The organism is Brachyspira pulli (genome assembly GCF_036997785.1).
GTDB lineage: Bacteria > Spirochaetota > Brachyspiria > Brachyspirales > Brachyspiraceae > Brachyspira > Brachyspira pulli.
In genome coordinates this window covers 1-20,403 of record NZ_JAWLQI010000042.1, presented here as the reverse complement: position 1 = coordinate 20,403, position 20,403 = coordinate 1, and the positions used below count along the sequence as shown (strand labels likewise).

At 28.4% G+C, this 20,403-nt stretch carries 18 protein-coding genes; 13 read left to right on the top strand and 5 right to left on the bottom strand.

The annotated features are described in order from the left end of the window. Positions 1–92: 92 nt before the first annotated feature. From R4K56_RS09935 to fucO, 3 genes are all read left to right on the top strand, one after another. On the top strand, positions 93–1,502 hold the full coding sequence (locus tag R4K56_RS09935) for a rhamnulokinase (protein ID WP_335786907.1): 1,410 nt from the start codon (positions 93–95) through the stop codon (positions 1,500–1,502). 18 nt (positions 1,503–1,520) lie between these two features. Then, entirely contained in the window at positions 1,521–2,189 is a 669-nt protein-coding gene (locus tag R4K56_RS09930; protein ID WP_297300184.1) for an L-fuculose-phosphate aldolase, read from the top strand. Between the two features lie 62 nt (positions 2,190–2,251). Next, complete coding sequence (gene fucO, locus R4K56_RS09925; protein WP_297300186.1) at positions 2,252–3,400, top strand: lactaldehyde reductase; 1,149 nt, start codon at positions 2,252–2,254, stop codon at positions 3,398–3,400. A 713-nt stretch (positions 3,401–4,113) separates the two neighbouring features. On the opposite strand, the gene R4K56_RS09920 is transcribed toward fucO, so the two are convergent. Further along, the gene (locus R4K56_RS09920; RefSeq protein ID WP_335772894.1) at positions 4,114–5,100 is read right to left on the bottom strand and encodes a LacI family DNA-binding transcriptional regulator; all 987 of its coding nucleotides are present in this window, start codon (positions 5,098–5,100) and stop codon (positions 4,114–4,116) included. Between the two features lie 645 nt (positions 5,101–5,745). Here R4K56_RS09920 and saoT point away from each other — a divergent pair. From saoT to saoL, 9 genes are all read left to right on the top strand, one after another. Beyond that, a complete protein-coding gene (gene saoT, locus R4K56_RS09915; protein WP_335757630.1) occupies positions 5,746–6,009 on the top strand; it encodes a thioredoxin-like (seleno)protein SaoT in 264 nt (87 codons plus the stop codon). Between the two features lie 14 nt (positions 6,010–6,023). After that, entirely contained in the window at positions 6,024–7,139 is a 1,116-nt protein-coding gene (gene saoE, locus R4K56_RS09910) for an efflux transporter SaoE (protein ID WP_335772893.1), read from the top strand. Next, positions 7,133–7,591, top strand: a complete 459-nt coding sequence (gene saoC / locus R4K56_RS09905) for a Cys-Cys-COOH (seleno)protein SaoC (protein WP_335772892.1) — start codon at positions 7,133–7,135, stop codon at positions 7,589–7,591. Before saoE ends, saoC begins: the two co-directional genes overlap by 7 nt. Positions 7,592–7,632: 41 nt before the next feature. Further along, entirely contained in the window at positions 7,633–8,808 is a 1,176-nt protein-coding gene (saoX, locus tag R4K56_RS09900; RefSeq protein ID WP_335757633.1) for an ABC transporter substrate-binding subunit SaoX, read from the top strand. 459 nt (positions 8,809–9,267) lie between these two features. After that, complete coding sequence (gene saoB / locus R4K56_RS09895; protein WP_335757634.1) at positions 9,268–10,080, top strand: ABC transporter substrate-binding (seleno)protein SaoB; 813 nt, start codon at positions 9,268–9,270, stop codon at positions 10,078–10,080. Then, positions 10,035–10,862 (top strand): ABC transporter permease subunit SaoP, encoded by an 828-nt coding sequence (saoP, locus tag R4K56_RS09890; RefSeq protein WP_335757635.1) that lies wholly within the window; start codon positions 10,035–10,037, stop codon positions 10,860–10,862. The genes saoB and saoP overlap by 46 nt, the downstream gene beginning before the upstream one ends. After that, a complete protein-coding gene (gene saoA, locus R4K56_RS09885; RefSeq protein WP_335772891.1) occupies positions 10,849–11,625 on the top strand; it encodes an ABC transporter ATP-binding protein SaoA in 777 nt (258 codons plus the stop codon). The genes saoP and saoA overlap by 14 nt, the downstream gene beginning before the upstream one ends. 62 nt (positions 11,626–11,687) lie before the next feature. Continuing rightward, a complete protein-coding gene (saoD, locus tag R4K56_RS09880; protein WP_297300252.1) occupies positions 11,688–12,020 on the top strand; it encodes a DsrE-related protein SaoD in 333 nt (110 codons plus the stop codon). Positions 12,021–12,030: 10 nt separating this feature from the next. After that, positions 12,031–12,651: a MerB-like organometallic lyase SaoL gene (gene saoL / locus R4K56_RS09875; RefSeq protein ID WP_335760871.1), complete on the top strand. Its 621-nt coding sequence runs from the start codon at positions 12,031–12,033 to the stop codon at positions 12,649–12,651. A gap of 67 nt (positions 12,652–12,718) precedes the next feature. On the opposite strand, the gene R4K56_RS09870 is transcribed toward saoL, so the two are convergent. Together R4K56_RS09870 and pyrB are read right to left on the bottom strand one after the other, a co-directional pair. After that, positions 12,719–13,933 carry a dihydroorotase gene (locus R4K56_RS09870; RefSeq protein WP_335772896.1) on the bottom strand — a complete coding sequence of 405 codons (1,215 nt, stop codon included), beginning with the start codon at positions 13,931–13,933 and terminating at the stop codon, positions 12,719–12,721. A gap of 472 nt (positions 13,934–14,405) precedes the next feature. After that, positions 14,406–15,485 (bottom strand): aspartate carbamoyltransferase, encoded by a 1,080-nt coding sequence (pyrB, locus tag R4K56_RS09865; RefSeq protein ID WP_335773114.1) that lies wholly within the window; start codon positions 15,483–15,485, stop codon positions 14,406–14,408. A 339-nt stretch (positions 15,486–15,824) separates the two neighbouring features. On the opposite strand from pyrB, the gene dxs reads away from it, so the two are divergent. Further along, a complete protein-coding gene (gene dxs, locus R4K56_RS09860; protein WP_335773115.1) occupies positions 15,825–17,681 on the top strand; it encodes a 1-deoxy-D-xylulose-5-phosphate synthase in 1,857 nt (618 codons plus the stop codon). Here the strand turns inward: dxs and R4K56_RS09855 are convergent. Further along, entirely contained in the window at positions 17,676–18,812 is a 1,137-nt protein-coding gene (locus R4K56_RS09855) for an HD-GYP domain-containing protein (RefSeq protein ID WP_335773116.1), read from the bottom strand. The genes dxs and R4K56_RS09855 overlap by 6 nt on opposite strands. Positions 18,813–18,952: 140 nt before the next feature. After that, positions 18,953–20,335: a DNA repair protein RadA gene (radA, locus tag R4K56_RS09850; RefSeq protein ID WP_335773117.1), complete on the bottom strand. Its 1,383-nt coding sequence runs from the start codon at positions 20,333–20,335 to the stop codon at positions 18,953–18,955. Positions 20,336–20,403 lie beyond the last annotated feature (68 nt).

Genomic DNA, 20,403 nt, shown 5'->3' with positions numbered 1-20,403 from the left:
ATGATTTATTATAAAAAAATAACTAATTTTTTTATTGAATATGAAACAAAAATTTACTATATTAACTATATAATTTAAATGGTGTGTTTATTATGATTGATCAAATTTATTCTATAGCATGTGATTTTGGTTCTTCTGGAGGTAAGATTTTTTTATCAAAGTTTGAAAATGATAAAATGACTTTGGAAGAAGTTCATAGATTTTCTTTAACTCCTATAAAAGTTAATAATTATTATTATACAGATTTTATATATATGTATAATGAGTTATTAAAAGGTATTAAAAAGGTTGTAGATATGGGTGTGCAGCCTTCTTCTTTAGGTATAAATTCTTGGGGAGTTGATTATGGTTATATCGATAAAAATGGTGAGCTATTATCAAATCCTATAAATTATAGAGATACAAGAACAATTGATACAATAAAAAAATTAGAGAAAATAGGTTTAGGTGCCAAGGAATTATATGATATAACTGGTATATCTTGCATGCCTTTCAATAGTATAATGCAAATATATGAAGATATACAAGGCAGGGCTGATATTGTAAATAATGCTTCAAAATTATTGTTTACTCCGGATCTATTTGGATATTTTTTAACAGGAAATGCTTCTAGTGAATTTACTATAGCTTCTACTTCTCAGCTTGTAGATGTAAATAAAAGAGAGTGGTCAGAAGAAATTTTAAATAAAATTAACTTTAGTATTGATAAATTACCAACATTGAATGAGCCTGGCACTAAAAAAGGTGTATTGAAAAAAGAAATAGCTGATTATTTGGGTTGTCAGCCTTTTGATGTTATAGCTGTAGCTTCACATGATACTGCTTCTGCCGTATTGTCAGCTCCTATTACAGATGATAAAACTGCTTATTTATCATCAGGTTCTTGGTCTTTATTAGGTGTTGAATTAAATAGACCTATATTAACAGAAGAAGCATTTGAAAATGGTTTTACAAATGAAATGGGATATGATAATACTATAAGATTTTTAGAGAATATAAATGGTCTTTGGACTATACAATTATTACAAAAGAAATATCAAATTTCATTTAATGATATGGAAAAATTGGCAAGAGATAATATTAAAGATAGTCATAGAATTGATATAATTGATAATAGATTCTATAATCCTAAAGATATAGAAGATGAAATATTATCTTATTATAAAGACACTAATCAGCCAAGCGTATCAAAAGATCAGAGAGGTATTATAATAGCTTCAGTATATAATTCCTTAGCTGAAAGTTATGCAAAATACATTAGTAGTCTTAAAAAACTATTAAATAAAGATATTAAAACTTTATGTATTGTTGGCGGCGGTACTAGGGATAAATTAATATGTGAACTTACAAAAGAGAAAACTGGATTAGAAGTTTCTGTAGGCCCTATAGAATGTACTGCTACTGGTAATATATTAGCACAATTCAAAGCTTTAGGAATTCTAAAAGATACTAAAGAGATGAGAAAATTAGTTATTAATAGTTTTGAAATAAAAAAAATATAATATTTAAGGAGAATAAATATGTCTGATTCTAATAGAAAAGAGTTAGCTCAAAAGATTATAGATACTTGTTTAAGTATGAGAAGAGATGGTGTTAATCAAGGTACTGCTGGAAATGTAAGTTTAAGATTTAATGATGGTATGCTTATAACTCCATCTGGTATGCCTTATGAGATTATGACTCCAGATGATATAGTTTTTGTAGATGCAGAAGGAAATCCTGAAAAAGATAAAATTCCTTCTAGTGAATGGAGATTCCATTTATCAATTCTTAAAGATAATCCAAATTATAATGCTGTAATACATAACCATGCTATTTATTCATCAATGGTTTCTATTTTAAATATAGATTATATACCAGCTATACATTATATGGTAGGTGTTGCTGGCGGAAATAAGATTCCTTGTGCTAAATATGCTACTTATGGTACTCAAGAATTATGTGATAATATTTCTGAAGCTATGAAAGGCTATAAAGCTTGTATATTAAAAAATCATGGTTTGGTTGCTACTGATGAAACTTTAGAGAAAGCTTATCATGTTATGATGGAAGTTGAGAATTTAGCTAGATTATATATGGGTGTTAGAGGAATAGGCGATTATTCTGTTTTACCTGATAGTGAAATGGAAGTGGTTTTAGAAAAATTTAAAAATTATGGTTTGAATGTAAAACATAAAACTAAAAAATAAATCTTCTTAAAGAATAAAAAGGAAGAAATATTTATAAAAAATAAAATAATAGGAGTGTTTTTATGGCTAGATATATTCTAAATGAAACAAGTTATTTCGGTGTAGGTATAAGAAGTGAACTTGCTACTGAAATCAAAGCAAGAGGTTTTAAAAAAGCCCTTTTAGTAAGTGATAAGGTTTTGGATTCTTGCGGCGTACTTAAAAAAGTTAAAGATGTTTTAGATGGTGCTAATATTGCTTATGATGTATTTTTAGATATTAAGCAAAACCCTACTATCAAAAACTGTAAAGACGGTTTAGCAAAATTTAATGAATCTGGTGCTGATTTCTTAATAGCAGTTGGCGGTGGTTCTGTAATGGACGTTGCTAAAGCTATAGGTATTACTAAAAATAATCCAGATTTTGCTGATGTTAAATCTCTTGAAGGAGTTGCAGCTACTAAAAATAAAAGCGTACCTATTATGGCTCTTCCTACTACTTGCGGTACTGCAGCTGAAGTTACAATTAACTATGTAATTATTAATGAAGAAGAAAACAGAAAAATGGTTTGTGTTGACCCTAAAGATATACCTATAGTTGCTTTAGTAGATGCTGAACTTATGGCTTCTATGCCTAATAGCCTTGTTGCTGCTACTGGTATGGACGCTTTAACTCATGCTATCGAAGGTTATATCACTAAAGGTGCTCATACTATTTCTGATATGTTTGAATATAAAGCTATGCAGCTTATATCTAAACACTTAAGAGGTGCTGTTAAAGATAAAAATATGACAGATATGGACGGAATGAGCATTGCTCAGTATGTTGCTGGTATGGGTTTCAGTAACGTAGGACTTGGTATTGTTCACTCTATGGCTCACCCACTTGGAGCTATATTTGATATTCCTCATGGTGTTGCTAATGCTGTACTTTTACCTACTGTTATGGAATTCAATATGCCAGTTTGTATAGACAAATATGTTGATATAGCTGTAGCAATGGGAGAAAAAGTTGACGGATTAAGCAAAGAAGAAGCTGCTAAATTAGCTGTTGAAGCTGTTAGAAAACTTTCTAAAGATGTTAATATTCCTGCTAACTTAAGAGAATTAAAAATCAAAGAAGAAGATCTTCCTAGATTAGCAAAAGACGCTTTAGCTGATGTATGTACTGGCGGAAATCCTAGAGATGTAACATTAGATGATATATTGGCTTTATATAAGAAAGCTTATTAATATTAATTAAGTATTCTTAAAAATTCTTTACAAGGTTACTGCTTTAATTAAGTAGTAACCTTTTTAATATATAGAATATTAATACCAAAAGATTTATATATTTTATCACTTTTATTTATAAGTAATAAATTCTTTTATATATGTTGCAAGGTATATTTTTGTTCTTTTATAATACCATACATACACTTATAGTGGACTTTGTCATGTACTCTTTCAGTCGCAGGCACTCTCTACGATCGCAAAAGAAGTGGGGTTCTGCACGCTATGTACTTCGTAAGGGCAAAGCCCAATATATTAAAAAAAATATAATTTATTTTTGACAAAGTATAGTTGTTTAGGCATATACTAAGAATTTTTAAGTTTGTCAATTTTTTTATTGTTCTTTTTCCCGCCGCACGCCACAGGCGGACTTCGTCAAGAACCTTATATCCTCGATAAACTCGGATACGCTTCGCGAAAGTGCAAATATAAAATTAGTATTAAATCATACTAATTATGTTTTACATGTAATATAAATTACTAAAATTAAGTCGAAATGCAGCCTTTTTGCTTCTTTGGGGCACGCCAAAGGCACTCCCTACGGTCGCAAAAGAAGTGGGGTGCTGCGTAAGCACACAGCGTGGTGGGCAAAGCCCTGCAGATATTTAAAATTTAAAAAAATTATTTTGACAAAATATAGTTGTTTAGGTATATACTGAATATTTTTTAATAATTTAATTAGAATGTTTTTTTTCACTTCCTCTTAAATGAAACTGTGCTGAGTAATTGTATACTTGCTTAGGAGTATTAAATGTTTTTTGTTCTAATAGTACTTTTGTGGCATTAATACCTATATCAAATGCTGGGAATACAACTTCTGATATGTTTTGATTTTCTGAATATAAATTAACAACTTTATCAAATGATATTATTGATACATCTTCCGGTATTGATAATTTTAATTCTTTTAAAGCTTTTAATATACCTATGGCAACAATTTGATTAGCTGCTAGTATTGAATCGAATTTTATATTATCTTTTACAAGTTGTTTTATGATATCATATCCGCTGTCGCTGTTGTTAAAATCACCATAGTATACTCTCTCTATACCATTATCTAAATGATGGCTTCTAATACTTTCTAAAAATCCCTCTTTTCTTTCTTTAGCATTACTTAGATTTAAACTTCCTGTTATTATTATAGGGTTTTTTGCCCCGCCTTCTATCAATAAATCAGTTGCCTTTTTAGCAGCACTAAAATTGTTGGATAAATTTTTTATATATATATCTTCAAAATCTAAATTTCTATCTACTAATGAAACAATATTTGTATTTCTATTATAAGGTAATTTATCTCTCTTAGCTGAAGCAGGAACCCATATTACGCCTATATCTTTATCTTCTTCTATTCTTGAGAAAATTTTTATTTCTTCTTCTATAGATTCATTTGTAAGATATATTTCAAAAGGTGTATTATTTTGTTGAACTGTAAATATTATACCATTAAATAAATCCAAATAAAAAGTATTGCTTAAATCTGGTATTATTAATATAACTTTTTTTACACACTTTATATTAAAGCATTCATCAATGCCTTTATTTTTTAAAATATCATTAATTTTATTTCTGGTAGATTCTTTTACCGAATTCGGGTCTTTCAACATTCTAGAAATAGTAGCAGGGGAAATGCCGCTTATCCTAGATAATTCTCTTATCTTCAATTTTGTATTTCCTTAAATTATTTATATGTTTGTTTGTTATATTATAATTAAATATTTGAAATATATTATAATATTAGGTAAAAAAAATCAATCTAAATTATCATATTAAAATAATTAATTATGAATAAAACTATTGACATTTTTTTTGTTTTTTTATTAAAAAAAAATTATGTTTTTAGTATTTGTAACAATTTTTTGTACAATTTTATTTATATATAAATAAAGTTTCATTTTGTTTATAACTATTTTATATAAATAAATTAAAAATAATTAATATAAGAATATTGTTATAACAAACTTTAAATTTTTGAATTTAAAATAAAAAAATAAAAAATAAATAGCTTACAATATATAAAAATAATTGACTTTACTAAAAATTATGGTAATATAAAGTTTATCAATTTTAGGATAATAGTATATGTTTTTAATAACCAATTTACAACAAATGTTATTCTTAAATCAGGACTCTTTTCCCGAGATAATTTCTCTATAATATGCCGTGTGCATATTCAACCTTTACATCTAATTAATAATCACATAACTAATTAAAATAAAAAGTATTAATATATATTTTTTGTTTTGCAGTTATATATTAATTTTTATCATTTGAAAAAGTTTTATTAACATTTTTATAAGGAATTTTTTATGTCTAAAGTATTAGTTGAATTTATAAATACATGCCCTACTTGTGATGGGTATTCATCATATTTAAATGAACTTCAAAAAAGTTATGGAGATAAGATAGAAGTAAAATTATACTATGCTGGAAAAGATTTTGATTATTTAGCAAAGTATGGAATGGTAGACAGAGGTACATTGATTATAAATGAAAAAGATAGATACGATGTTTTAAGTAAAAAATTAATTGAACAAGAAATTAAAAAAGCTGTAGAAGCTCAAAATTCATAATTGGATAAAATAATATGTTGATGCATTTTTTATATGTATTCTGGGACTTTTTGGTTATAAGTTCTGAATGGATTGTTATAAGTTTAATATTATCTGGAATAATACATGCTTTTGTTCGTCCACAGTCTTTGCAAAAATCTATAGGAAATAAAAAGCTATCTTCTTTGATAAAAACAACTATATCAGGAGCACTTTTGCCTATATGCAGCTGCGGTGTATTACCTTTGGCATTGAGTTTATATAGAACTGGTGCATATTTGGGACCAACACTTTCTTTTTTGGCGGCAACTCCAATAATAAATCCTGCGGCAATAATAGTTGCATTCGCTATGTTGGGTAAAGAAATTACTATTATATATATTTTATGCGGAATATTTCTTCCTTTAATAATAGGAATGTTAGGAAATATTTTCGGCGGTAAAGAATTGATATCGCCTGAAGTTTTGAAATTACAAAGTATGAATATTAAAATTCCTGAAAATACTTATGTAGATAAAACACCTTGGTATAAAAAATTATTCAATGGTATCTTATGGGGATTTAATAATCTTGGAATAGAGATAAGCAGATTTATATTATTAGGTACTTTATTTGGTGCGATTTTAATAACAGTAATACCTCAGTCATTTGTTATGCAGTATTTAAGCAATCCAAAATTAGTATCAATAATAGGAATAACAGCAGTAGGCTGTATAATGTATGTATGTGCTTTGGGACATATACCATTTATAGCTGCATTGATATCGGCTGGTGCTTCACCTGGTATAGCTATAACTTTTTTAATTACTGGTGTTGCTACTAACATATCAGAATTAATTAGTATTTACAAGCTCATAGGTAAGAGAACCTTAATCATATATTTAATTTCTATGCTTTTTTTTGGTATCTTGATAGGTTACATTACAAATATTTTATTAACGGATAGTTTTACGCCCATCTTTGATTTATCAAATTCTAAGAAGCAGATAGAAATAGCTAATAATATAAACATATCTTTTCCAGATTGGTTTAGAAATATATGTGCTGTTGTTGTCTTATTTATGGGCTTGTATTCATGGTTTATGGTAATAGTAAAAAAAATACAACTATTAATAAATAAATCAGGCAAGGAAAAAGAAATTCAATGTTAAGAATATTGTATGCTATATGTATTTGTATATTTTTTCTATCTTGCAGTAAAAGTAATGTAGAAAATATAAAAGATGCTGAGGGTATAAAAAACAAAGAATTATATAGCGTTTATATTAATAAATATTCTGATAAAGAATTATTAACTTTTTTGGAGGGTGATTTCAGCGGAGATAATGAAGATGATTTGATAATAATTTATAAAGAATCTGAATATTCAAATAAATTAGTTGGAATATATAAAGATTCTAATAGTGGAAAAATACTAATGACTACTCCAATACCTGCACCTATAGAGAATTATACAATCAAATTCTACAATATAGATGAAAAAGTACCTAATGAAATTTTGGTATCAGGTAAAAAAGGTGCTAGTATAGGTTTTGCTGTTTATAGGCTTGAGAATGGAGAGCTAATAAGTTTGTTTGAAAATGGCATGGAAAAATGTTGCTAAGATAAAAAATTAATTAAAAGAATTCAATGAGGAGAATAAAAATGAAAAAAATTGTGATTATTTTTTCTATGATGTTGTTTGCTGTTTCATGCGGAGGCGGTGATAAAGTATCTAAAGGAACAGATGCTTCTTCTATTCCGGAAGATGTACAAGCTATAGTTGCCGATTATAATTTGGAAGAATTAAGCGATGCAGATAAAAAGTATAAAATTAATTTAGGATATTATAACTGCGATCATATGACAGCAGCTTGTGTTGGAGAGGATACTGGAATATTTAAAGCATTAGGTTTGAATGTTACAGTTACAGGTAATGGTAATGTTCCGGAAGCTATGAGTGCAGGTCAAATGGATATGGCTTATGCAGGTTTTACAACTACTTTGAATGCTGTAAAAAATAAAGTGCCTCTTTTTATAGCAGCAGAAAATCATACAGGCGGTGCTGAATATTTTGTTGTTTCTAAAGATATAGAAAAGCCGGAAGATTTACTTAATAAAAAAATATCTATGGGAGCAAATGCTGAAACAGTAAATTTAAACTGGGCTGAATGGACAGAACAATTGAATATACCTAGAGACACAACATACTATGAAAATTTTTCTATGAGTGATTCAGATGCATATTTTGCATTCAAATTGGGACAATTAGATGGTTACGGTGCATGTGACCCTTGGGGTTCTATGGCAGAATATGAGAACACTGGTAAAATATTAAAAAGACAAAATACTGACAGAGAAATAGACGGACATGGAACTTGCTGTAAAGTTTGTATGAATTATAACTTTGCTAAAGCTCATCCAAAATTGGCAGAAAGAATATTACTTGCTCATGCTATGTCTATAGAATATATGTATCTTCACCCTTATAAAGCAGCAGAAATATTTGCTGAAAATTATAATGTTCCTTTGGAAGTAGGTCTTATGACTTTATGGAAAAAACTTAATGAGGAAGGAAGAACTATCACTTGGAAATTAAATAGAGATTATGTTCATAATCAAATGAAAACTATGAGAAGATTAGGCGTAAGAGATGATATTAATTCTCTTGATATAGATGATTATATTGATTTATCTTACTTTGATAACTGCGGTGCTAAAGATTTTGATGTATTTATTAAAGAAGAAGTTGATCCAATATTCCCTCTTGGTATGAGTTATGAAGATTGGAGAGCTAAAGCAGTTGAAGTTGATAATATTAAAGAAGAGCCAAAAGCTTAAAAATATAGTATATACCTAAACAACTATATTTTGTTAATTTTAGTTTTTTCAATTTTATTGTTTGTGGTGGCTTTGCCCTTACGAAGTACACAGCGTGCAGCACCCCAGTTCTTTTACCGAGTAGGTACCTTTTGGTATTGGTATAAAAGAACCTTATATCCTTGACAGGCTCGGATACGCTTCGCGAAGAACTGCATTTTTATAGGTTATACTCTATATTTAATAGGCATGTTTTTAATATAAAGTTATAGCAATTGCGTTTTTTGCTACTTTTTTGTGCGACAAAAAAGTAGATAAAATTTACATAAAGTGTATCAGTTGACGCTGTTATTTTTGGAAACAAAACTTCTTCTACTACAAGAGAAGTTAACATACAGTGTGATTAGAAAGCTCATATATCAAAATAGAATATTAACTTTATTTTGATGTATTTATTAATGAAAGGAATAAGATGAGTATATGATAAAAAGAAATAAATATATTATTATATTTACTGTTATTTTTATAATATGCTTCATCTTATTTCAAAATTATAAAAATGCTTTAGATAAAAATAAAAAAGATAAAATAACAATAGCATGCGGAAATGATGCTTCCGGAATGCTGTTTGATTATATAATAAATAGTAAAGAGTCTAATATAGAATTTTCTAATTTAGATTATATACAGTTTTTGGATTGCTGCGGTTCTCAGGCTGAATTTGCTTTTATATCCGGTAAGGTTGATATGGCAGTTTTATGTCCTGATGCAGCTTTTCAATTGATGTCTGTAGATACAAATTATTATATAGTTGATTCTATAGTAAATGGTTCTAATATATTGGTTTATTATGATGAAAGTTATGATAATATTGAACCAAAAGATATTGGATATATGAATAAAAGGTTATTGCAGGAAGCTCTTTTAAAAGAAAGATATAAAAATTCTAATTATTATCCAATGCTTGCTACTGCTTTGCCTTATGCTTTAGAAAAGAAAACAGTTGATGCTATTTTTATTGATATTATATTGGCTTTAAAAATTAAAAATGCCAGATTTAAAAAGATAGATACAGAAAAAACTGATTATTATTTAGTTGCATCCAAAAAATTAAAAGATACAGTTATGCTTAATGATTTTATCAAAGTCTATAATGAAGCTATTGATGATATTGATAATGAAACAGTATTATCAAATGTACTTGCTGATTATTTGGATATTTCAAATTCTGAAGGAGAAATGAATATATGGAAAACAATGGGCGTCAGGTTCCACAAAATAAAAGCAGAGTAATAAATTTAGGAAATGCCGGAAACAGTATGTTTATGAAATTTTATAGTGTTTCTGTACTTCTTGCAATTATGATTATTTGGTATTTTCTTGCCAAAAAAATAGATAATAATTTATTGCTTCCGGACTTTATACTTACTTGTAAAGAGTTTTTTAAGTCTTGGGTTGATTCTTATACGGTACAAAATTTACTTATAACATTAGAAAGAGTATTCAGAGGATTTATTATAGCTTGTATTATAGGTTTGCCTTTAGGACTTATTATGGGATATTCAAAACCTATACTTTTAGCGATATCTCCAATAATAAACTCAATAAGACAAGTACCTATAATGGCTTGGATACCCTTAGCTATAGTTTGGTTCGGATTAGGCGACGGCCCTACAATATTTTTGATTACTATGAGTGCAATATTTCCTTTAATAATAAATACAATAGACGGAGTTAGAGGAATAGATCCTAATTATATAAATGCTGCCAGAAGTATGGGAGCTAAAAATATAGATATAATGCTTGATATAATTTTACCTGGTGCATTGCCTTCATTTCTTACAGGATGCAGACTTGCTTTAGGTTTGGGTTGGATGAGTGTAATATGTGCAGAGTTTATAGCTACAAGCAAAGGATTCGGATTCATACTTGTTGAAGCTCAGCAAAGACTTGAAACTCCTAAACTTTATGCTCTTATGATAGTATCAGCTATTATAGGATTCAGTATGGATAGAATATTAATTATATTAGAAAAATTACTTACTTCTTGGAGATTTAAAAATGGCAATTCTTGAAGTTAATAATGTATGCAAATCTTTTAAAACTTCAAAGAAGGCTCCGGAAGTTGAAGTATTAAAGGATATTAATTTTCAAATAGAGAAGGGTGATTTTGTTACATTGCTTGGCCCTTCAGGATGCGGAAAAACAACTCTTTTAACTATAATTGGAGGGTTCCAAAATCCAAGTTCCGGAGAGGTATTGCTTGAAGGTCAAAGAATAGAAAAGCCTTCTTCTGACAGAGGATATGTATTTCAAAATTATGCTTTGTTTCCTTGGATGAATGTTGAGAAAAATATACTTTATTCTTTAAAATTTTCCAGTATGACAAAAGAGGAAAAAAGAAAAAGACTAGAAGAATTACTTGAAATCTCTCATCTTAAAGGACATGAAAAGAAGTATCCTATATCACTTTCAGGAGGAATGCAGCAGAGAGTTGCAGTAGTAAGAGCATTAGCACCTAATCCAAAAATATTGCTTTTAGATGAACCACTTGGGGCAATAGATTTGCAGATGAGAGAGCATATGCAAAATGAATTATTGCAGTTAGTTAAAGAAAGCAACAGTACTATATTAATGGTTACTCATGATGTTTCGGAAGCTGTTTATATGAGTGACAGAGTTATTGTTATGAGCTTAAACAAAGGAGAAATTGTTGCTGATATAAAAATAGATTTAAAGCACCCTAGAGAAAGAGACAGTGCAGAGTATTTAGAGCATGTTAGGGAACTTACTAATAATGTTAAAAAGGCTTTTATAAATAAACCTATTGAAGCATAATAGTATTTTCTTTAATTTATAAATTTTAATAATTACAAATATTTTCGGAGGAGTTAATTAAGATGAAAGTAGCTTATATTTTCAGCAGCCAAAATTCGCATATGATTTTGGATAAGATGGTAATTCCGCAATTATTAAATGATAATCATGGAGCGGAAGTTGTAGGTATGATGTTTTTTGCAGACAATACTTTTATGCTTACTAAAGGAAGCAGTGTAGGAGACAGACTTTCAAAAGTATTGGAAAAGAAAAAAATACTTCTTATGGCATGTAATATCTGTGCTATAGAACGCGGTATAGATGATAAGCTTATTGATGGTGCTTGCATAGGCTGTTTTCCAGATTTATATAAGGCTTTGGAAGGAAGCGGTGTAGAGCAAGTTATAACTTTATAAGGAGTATTTTATGTTTGACGCCAATTTTATGAATAAGTATGGTGTATCTGATAAATATCATAATTTACCTTCAGATATACAAGAGGCAAGATTAAGATTAATAAACAGAGTTATAGATACAGGCTGTACTATTAATCGTGAAGAAGCTATTAAAATATGCGGAGATGAAAAACTATATAATACTTTATTAGAAAAAGAAATTATCACTATGAGCGGTGATTCTGTAGCATTTTTATATCCTGTATCAGCTATGGAAACTAATCACAGAGTTAAACTTGCTGACGGCAGAGAATTTTGTTCTATGTGTGCCATAGATGCTTTAGGTTCTTATAGTTTATTTCATCAGGATACTGAAATTAATTCTTTATGCAGTCAAACTGGTGAAAAAATATATGTGAGAATTAAAGACAGACAAATAGCTGAGCATTACCCTAATGATATTCATGTAATTCATGTGGATTTAAATAAAAATAAGAATTGGGCAAGCACTTGCTGAAATATTATGAATTTCTTTGGTTCAAAGAATGACATGAATGAATGGCTTAAAAATCAAGATATAGATAATAATACAATATACCTTTTAGATTTGCCTACAGCTTTTAGAGTAGCTACGGCTATATTTAGATTATAAGTGGTTTCCTTAAAATTAATTATATTATAAAGCTGCAGATATAATTATTATATTTGCAGCTATTTTATTATTTATAGGATATTTCTTTTCCGATTATTGTATCAGAGAATACACCATTATTATAAACTATATTGCCTCTTACAATAGTAGTTAGAACTTTTCCTCCTCTTTTAAATCCTAAATAAGGAGACCAAGCCGCTTTTGTGATTATATCTTTTTCTTCTATTTCTGAATTATCATTTAAATCTATTATTACAAAATCAGCATCATAATTTTCTTGTAATAAGCCTTTATTATTTATACCGAAAATTTTTGATGTATTTTCAGTCATTATTTTTGTTAATAATTGTAAATCTATAGTATTATCATTAACTTTTTTAAGCATCAATTCTAATGAATGTTCCACAGAAGGAATGCCGAAAGTTAATTTTTCCATTTTTTCACTTATCAAGTGCGGAGCATGGTCTGTTCCAATAGTGTCAATTGTACCGTCTAGTATTGCTTTCCATAAAGCTTCATTGTCTTTTTTTTCTCTTAATTCCGGTTTCATTCTAAGAAGCATTTTATTTTTATCATTTTTATTAACATCTTCAATATTTAAAAATAAATGATGAGGAGTTGCTTCTCCGTATATTATCATTCCGGAATCTTTTGCTTTTTTCAATGAATTAATTTCACTTTCCAAAGATAAATGGCATAAATATAATGGAGTATTTGTTTTTTTAGCTATACTGATTGCTTTATCAACCATTTTATCTTCAGCATGTACGGTAACTATTTTAGATACTTCAAATAATTTTTCTAATATTTTATCATCTTCTACAAGCATGTTTCCTGTTGAAGCATTAAAGAAAATTTTTGTTGATGCTGCATCATTAATGATATTTTTTATATCGTCACTATTGTCTGTTTTACTTCCTCCGAAATGAAAGCCATAATCAACATAAGATTTTCCAATCATCATAGATTTTTTTGAAAGTAAATTTTCTTTTGATATGGTGTTTGGTACAGTATTTGGCATATCCAAAAAAGTTGTAATACCGCCTCTTGCTGCAGCTTTACTTCCAGAATTAAAATCTTCTTTATGAGTAAGTCCCGGATCTCTCATATGTACATGAGGATCTATAATTCCAGCAATTACATAATTATAGTTTGCATTTATTATATTATCATCTTTATAGTTTAAATAATTATTATCTAAATCTATTTTTTTTATTTTTTCGTTTTCTATAATGATAGAAACAGTTTTATTATTTATAGTTTTAGCATTTTTTATAATCATATATTTTATATTCTCTATATATACTAAAAATTTTTAAGTTTGTCATTTTTTTATTCAACTTTTTCCCGCCGCACACGCTCTGCGGACTTCGTCAAAGTTGCAAAAAGTGCAATTACATAATTAGTACTAAATCATACTAAAATTGTTTTACATGTAAGATAGGTTATTAATTTAAGCTAAAATATAGTCCTTTTGCTTCTTTGGGTCACCAAAAGAAGTGGGGTGCGGGGCAAAGCCCTGCAGATATTTAAAATTTAAAAAAATTATTTTTGACAAAATATAATTGTTTAGGTATATACTAAAAATTTTTAAGTTTGTCAATTTTTTTATTGTTCTTTTTCCCGCCGCACGCCATACCTACACCTACGGTGGACTTCGTCAGGTACTCCCTACGGTTGCAAAAGAAGTGGGGTATGGGGCAAAGCCCCATATATAAAAATATAGCTGCTTATGTATATATTATTAATATAAATTATTTTCCTATTTCTCTGTTACAATAATAGCAGAAATCTCCGTAGCTTCTTTTCATAACTTTATTTTTTGTTTTTTCAAAGTGAGTAACACATTTACTATTTGTACAAAGCATTTCTTTATTTTCTACTATTGGGTAAGGTTTCTCTTTTCTTTTAGATGTTAATTCTATTACTCCTGAAGCAATGGCAAGCATAGCCATTCTAGTAGGTACGCCGTTTCTAGCTTGAACAAAATATTTAGCATATTTTGTATCATCTAAATCTATATTAATTTCATCAACTCTTGGAAGAGGATGCATTATTATCATATCGTCTTTACATTTACCTTCTATAGTAGCTCTTGATATATTAAATGCATGTTTTACTTTTTCAAATTCTTGAATATCATCAAATCTTTCTTTCTGTATTCTAGTCATATATAAGCAGTCTACATCTTTTAATATTTCTTCATAATTGTTTAATTTTTTATATTTGATTTGAGATTTGTCTAATTCTTTTAATATATAATCAGGTATTTGTATAATATCAGGAGAAATAAAATAAAATTCTCCATTAAATCTTTTTAAAGCTTTTGCCAATGAATGAACAGTTCTTCCATATTTAGTATCACCAACAAATGCTATTTTTTTATTTTCTATACTTCCTAGTTCTTCTCTCAAAGTATATAAATCTAATAATGTTTGGCTAGGGTGTTCATTAGATCCGTCTCCGGCATTTATTATAGGACAATCAGTAACTTCTTCTGCGAACCTGGCAGCTCCGTCTATATTATGACGCATAACTATAACATCAGAATAAGCAGAAACCATTATGATAGTATCTCTCAAAGATTCGCCTTTCATTATAGAACTTTTATCAGGGTTATCGAAACCTAATTCTTTACAGCCCATTTTATAAGCTGCTGAAGTAAATGATAATCTAGTCCTAGTGGAAGGCTCAAAAAATATACTTGTCATTATTTTGCCGTCCAATATTTTCATTCTTTCTTTACTATCAGTGTTATCTAATCTTTTAGCAACATCCAATACCTCAATAATTTCATCTTTTGATAACTCTTTGACAGATATAAAGTTTCTCATTTTGGCTCCCTTAAAAAATAATTTAATATGATAATATGTTTTTTGATTTTGGATAAAAAAAAGGAATAAAATTGTTAAAGATAACAACTTTATTCCTTATATTTTTAAAAAATTCCAAATTCGTTAAGTTAAATAAATAGATCGAATAGAGTAACAAATAAAAAATTGACTTGTGCTTTAAAAAAATATTTTTCATCTTTTTACCTATTCGTTATAAATTGAATGGATTATATCATACATATAGAAAAAATCAAGTAATAATTTATCATTTATATATTTTTAGTTGAAATAAAATCTTTTATAGTTATAATTGCTTTATATTTTTATGGTAGGTAATGTATGTATTTAGAAGAAATAAACAGCCCTAGTGATTTAAAAAAATTAAATGTAGAAGAATTAAAAATATTATCTTCAGAGATAAGAGAATTTTTAATAAATAATGTATCAAATACAGGCGGACATTTAGGAAGCAATTTAGGTGTGGTTGATTTAACTCTTGTGCTTCATTATTTATTTTCTTCTCCAAGAGATGCTTTTATATTTGATGTAGGACATCAGGCATATACTCATAAAATAATTACAGGAAGAAAGGATAAATTCCATACATTGAGAACTTACGGCGGAATTTCAGGATTTCCAAAAAGATGCGAATCAGAACATGACATAGAAGAAACAGGGCATTCATCTACATCATTATCATTTGCCTATGGTTTGGCATGTTCAAAAAATATATTAGGACTTAGAGGCGATGTTATAGCTATAATAGGTGATGGAGCTATGACAGGCGGTATGGCACTTGAGGCTATGAATAATATTGCTCATACTGATACTGATATAATTATAGTTCTAAATAACAATGAAATGTCTATAGGTAAGAATATAGGTGCTATATCAAAATTTTTAAATACAACATTAAATGACAGTTTGATTCAGGAAGCTTCAGAAAAGGTTAGGGGACTTGTTTCTAATTTACCTTTCGGAGATATAGCAAATGAGTTTATAGACAGAGGTAAAGGTGCTATTAGAACTTTTGTTGCTCCTGGAATAGCCTTCAGAGAAATGGGATTTAAATATTTTGGCCCAGTTGATGGTCATAATTATGAAGAATTACTTGATATATTCCAAAAAGTTAAGTCTATAAGAGGCCCTAGATTGGTACAAGTTAATACTGTTAAGGGTAAAGGATACAAAATAGCAGAGGAAAATCCTTCCAAATTCCATGGCATAGCCCCTTTTAATATTGAAACAGGGGAATTAAAAAATAAATCTAATGCTAAAACATTTTCTAATCTTGCGGGAGAATGTATTGTAAATGCTGCAAAAGAAAATAAAAATGTTGTTGCTATAACTGCAGCAATGGAGTCAGGTACAGGATTAACAGAGTATGCAAAACTTTTTAAAGATAGATTTTTTGATGTCGGCATAGCAGAGCAGCATGCTGTTACTTTTGCTGTTGGTCTTGCTGAGAATGGAATAATACCTTTTGTATGCTTATATTCTACATTTTTGCAAAGAGGATATGATCAAGTTATACATGATATTGGCATAATGAATGCAAATGTTAAACTTATGATAGATAGGGCAGGATTGGTTCCGGAGGACGGAGATACTCATCAAGGCGTATTTGATGTTTCTTTTTTAAGAATTGTACCAAATATTACTATAATGGCTCCGGTTGGTGAAAAAGATTTCAGGGATATGGTAAAAAAAGCTGTAGAATATAAAGGCCCTACAGTAATCAGATATAATAAATCAGCTGTAAGAGAATTAAAAGAAAATATTGTTGCTGATGATTTTGAAATTGGTAAGGCTCATATAATTAGAAATGCTGAAAAAACTAATAATCTTATTATAAGTTATGGTCAAACTCTTATAGATATAGTTGATGCTGCTGATGAGATGAACTTTGATGCTACTATACTTAATTTATCTACTTTAAAGCCTCTCGATGAAGAAACAATTTTAAATTTAGTAAAAAAATCTGATAAAATCTTAATTATAGAAGAGTCTATTAAGTCAGGCGGTATAGGAAGTGCTATATTAGAATTATTAAGTGATAATGAAATATACAAAACTGTAAAAATTCATGCTTTGCCTAATAAGTTTTTTGAAGTAGCTACTAGAAATGAACTTTTAAATATGTATAAACTTGATAAAGACGGATTAAAAGAAGTAATAAAAAATTATTTTTTATAATTTGATTTTTTTTATTTCTTTTAAGTATTGTATAAACATATCCATTACAATTGGATCAAGCATTATATTTTTTTCTACAAAGTTTTCGACCATATAGTTTACAGCTTCTTTGCTTGATTTATTAAAGCTATGTGTTAAAGTGTCATATACATCTAGAACTTCCAAAATTTTGGCTGGCAGATATGTTAAGCTTTGAAGAGTTAATATATCTTTATAATCATAAGAAACTATATATTCTATATCATGATTTGGATTTCTTTTTATAGCTGCTTTATATAATTCACTGAAAAGTCCGTATCCATGTCCGTAATATTCATGATGCAAAGAAACGGTTAAAGATACTCCTTCGCTTCCACGCATAAAATATTTTGTAAAGTTGTAGTCCTTTATGGAATGATTATCTTTTTTCTCTTCAGGTATAGGTATATAGTCATGATTATTTTCAAGTGCAATATCATGCATTAATATTCCTATAGTTGTATCCAGCAATGTATTAGCTTCTAACTTTCTTATTCCAAGTTTAACATTTGTTTCTAAACTGTTTTCTGTATCTATATTGTACATTTTATATATTTTCTCAGAATATTTGTAGTAAGTTTTTTTGAAATCTACTCTTATTTTATTAGTTAGTCCTTGACTCATTTTTTCATTAAAAAATAGTATCGCTTCTATTGCTGTCAAAAATACCCTATTAATATGTCCTATTGTGGAGTCAGATTTAAATGCTTCCATATTTTCAAAAATATTATTAGTTTCATACTCTTTTTTATATATTATCATAGATATTTCAGATATTAAAAGTTTTATCATTTTTGATAGGTTTATTATATCTTCTTCATCATTGCTTAACGTATTGTTTTCTTTTTTCTGAAGATAATCTATATATTGAAGCCTTAATATAAAAGCTATTTCTACAAGCATTTTGGAGATGGCTGATGCGGTTTCAGCGTCTAAGAAGTTTTTACGGTAATAAGTGAGTTTTGCTATATATTGTCTTAAATAATTCTGTATTTCTTTATTTGATTTATTAATAATATTTTGAAGTATATTTATTTCTTTATTAGCTATTTCTTTATTTGTAGGTATGCAAAATTTGAATTTATTGTAAAAATCTTCTGCTTTTATACTCAAAATTTCTCCTTATACAATATTTCATATAGTAACATTATATATCATGATATTATATTTTTCAATTATATTTTTTGTATATGCATGTATTAAAATTATTATTAACGGTAATTTTTTCATTTCTTTAATAAAAAATATGTGAGTTATGATATACCTAATCTTTTTACGGCTTCCGAAATATGCTCTAGCCCTATAATTTTTATTCCTTCTATATTTTTTACTTCTTTTAATGCACGCTTAGAAATATATACTTCTTTTAAAGAAAATTTTTTCATTTCTTTTATGCGTCTTTCTATAAATCTTACAGGTCTTATCTCTCCTGAAAGTCCCAATTCTCCAATATATGCAGTTGTTCTTTGTATAGATATTCCGGACATACTTGAAGCTATTGCCATTGCTATAGAAAAATCACTTGCGGTTTCTTTAACATTAAGTCCGTTTGCTATATTAATATATACATCTTGATTCGATAAATTTAAATGTGCTCTTTTTTCTAATATAGCTATTATTATTAAAAGTCTATATTGATCATAACCTATTGTAAGTCTTCTAGGATAACCAAATGCACTGCTTCCAACTAATGCTTCCTGTTCTACGCAAAATACTCTGCTTCCTTCTATTACAGGAGTTATAACACTTCCGGCAAATACTGTTTCATTTAAACCTCTGGTAAATACTCTTGAAGGGTCTTTTACTTCCATTAATCCTTTTTCTGCCATTTCAAATATGCCTACCTCATCAACAGTTCCAAAACGGTTTTTTACAGCACGAAGTATTCTGTACATTACTTTATCGTCGCCTTCAAAATATAATACACAATCAACAATATGCTCTAAAATTTTAGGGCCTGCTATCGTACCTTCCTTTGTTATATGTCCAACAAGGAATATTGTTATATTTTTTAATTTTGCAGTTTGCATTAAAGCCCAAGCACAGTTTTTTATTTGTGCCGGAGAACCTGCTATGCTGTTAGTTGAAGGACTATATATCGTTTGTATAGAGTCTATTATTGCTAGGGTAGGAGGTTCATCTAATAAAGTATTTATTATATTATCACAATTTGATTCTGATGATATTAAGAAGTCTGAATCTGCAAGATCTAATCTGTCAGCTCTTAATTTTATTTGTTCAAGAGATTCCTCGCCTGTGAAATAATAAACTTTTTCATTTTTAGCTATATTTGAGGCAACTTGTAAAAGCAATGTGGATTTACCAATTCCCGGTTCACCTCCTATAAGAATAACACTTCCAGATACTAAACCTCCGCCCAAAACTCTATTAAGCTCATCTATGTTGGTTGACATTCTTGTGCTTTCATTAGTTTTTATTTTTTTTATAGATGTTAATGCTGCTTTATCGGTAGCAACTGAAGTTTTTTCTCTTATGCTTTTATTAACATCAGCACTTGGTTCTGTAAATGGTTTTAAAGTATTCCAAGAACCGCAGGAAGGGCATTTCCCCATCCAATTAATAGTGCTTTCTCCGCAATTATCGCATACAAATATAGTGTTATTTTTCTTTGCCATATTTTTATCAATTCTATAGTTTATTTATTTTATTATAATTTTTTTGTTTACCAATAAAAAACTTGTTA

Coding starts and splice junctions, on each gene's coding strand:
- radA (WP_335773117.1), bottom strand. CDS start 20,335: ATGGCAAAGAAAAATAACACTATATTTGTATGCGATAATTGCGGAGAA.
- R4K56_RS09935 (WP_335786907.1), top strand. CDS start 93: ATGATTGATCAAATTTATTCTATAGCATGTGATTTTGGTTCTTCTGGA.
- saoA (WP_335772891.1), top strand. CDS start 10,849: ATGGCAATTCTTGAAGTTAATAATGTATGCAAATCTTTTAAAACTTCA.
- saoX (WP_335757633.1), top strand. CDS start 7,633: ATGAAAAAAATTGTGATTATTTTTTCTATGATGTTGTTTGCTGTTTCA.
- R4K56_RS09870 (WP_335772896.1), bottom strand. CDS start 13,933: ATGATTATAAAAAATGCTAAAACTATAAATAATAAAACTGTTTCTATC.
- saoB (WP_335757634.1), top strand. CDS start 9,268: ATGATAAAAAGAAATAAATATATTATTATATTTACTGTTATTTTTATA.
- saoP (WP_335757635.1), top strand. CDS start 10,035: ATGGAAAACAATGGGCGTCAGGTTCCACAAAATAAAAGCAGAGTAATA.
- saoC (WP_335772892.1), top strand. CDS start 7,133: ATGTTAAGAATATTGTATGCTATATGTATTTGTATATTTTTTCTATCT.
- R4K56_RS09930 (WP_297300184.1), top strand. CDS start 1,521: ATGTCTGATTCTAATAGAAAAGAGTTAGCTCAAAAGATTATAGATACT.
- dxs (WP_335773115.1), top strand. CDS start 15,825: ATGTATTTAGAAGAAATAAACAGCCCTAGTGATTTAAAAAAATTAAAT.
- saoD (WP_297300252.1), top strand. CDS start 11,688: ATGAAAGTAGCTTATATTTTCAGCAGCCAAAATTCGCATATGATTTTG.
- saoE (WP_335772893.1), top strand. CDS start 6,024: ATGTTGATGCATTTTTTATATGTATTCTGGGACTTTTTGGTTATAAGT.
- saoT (WP_335757630.1), top strand. CDS start 5,746: ATGTCTAAAGTATTAGTTGAATTTATAAATACATGCCCTACTTGTGAT.
- pyrB (WP_335773114.1), bottom strand. CDS start 15,485: ATGAGAAACTTTATATCTGTCAAAGAGTTATCAAAAGATGAAATTATT.
- fucO (WP_297300186.1), top strand. CDS start 2,252: ATGGCTAGATATATTCTAAATGAAACAAGTTATTTCGGTGTAGGTATA.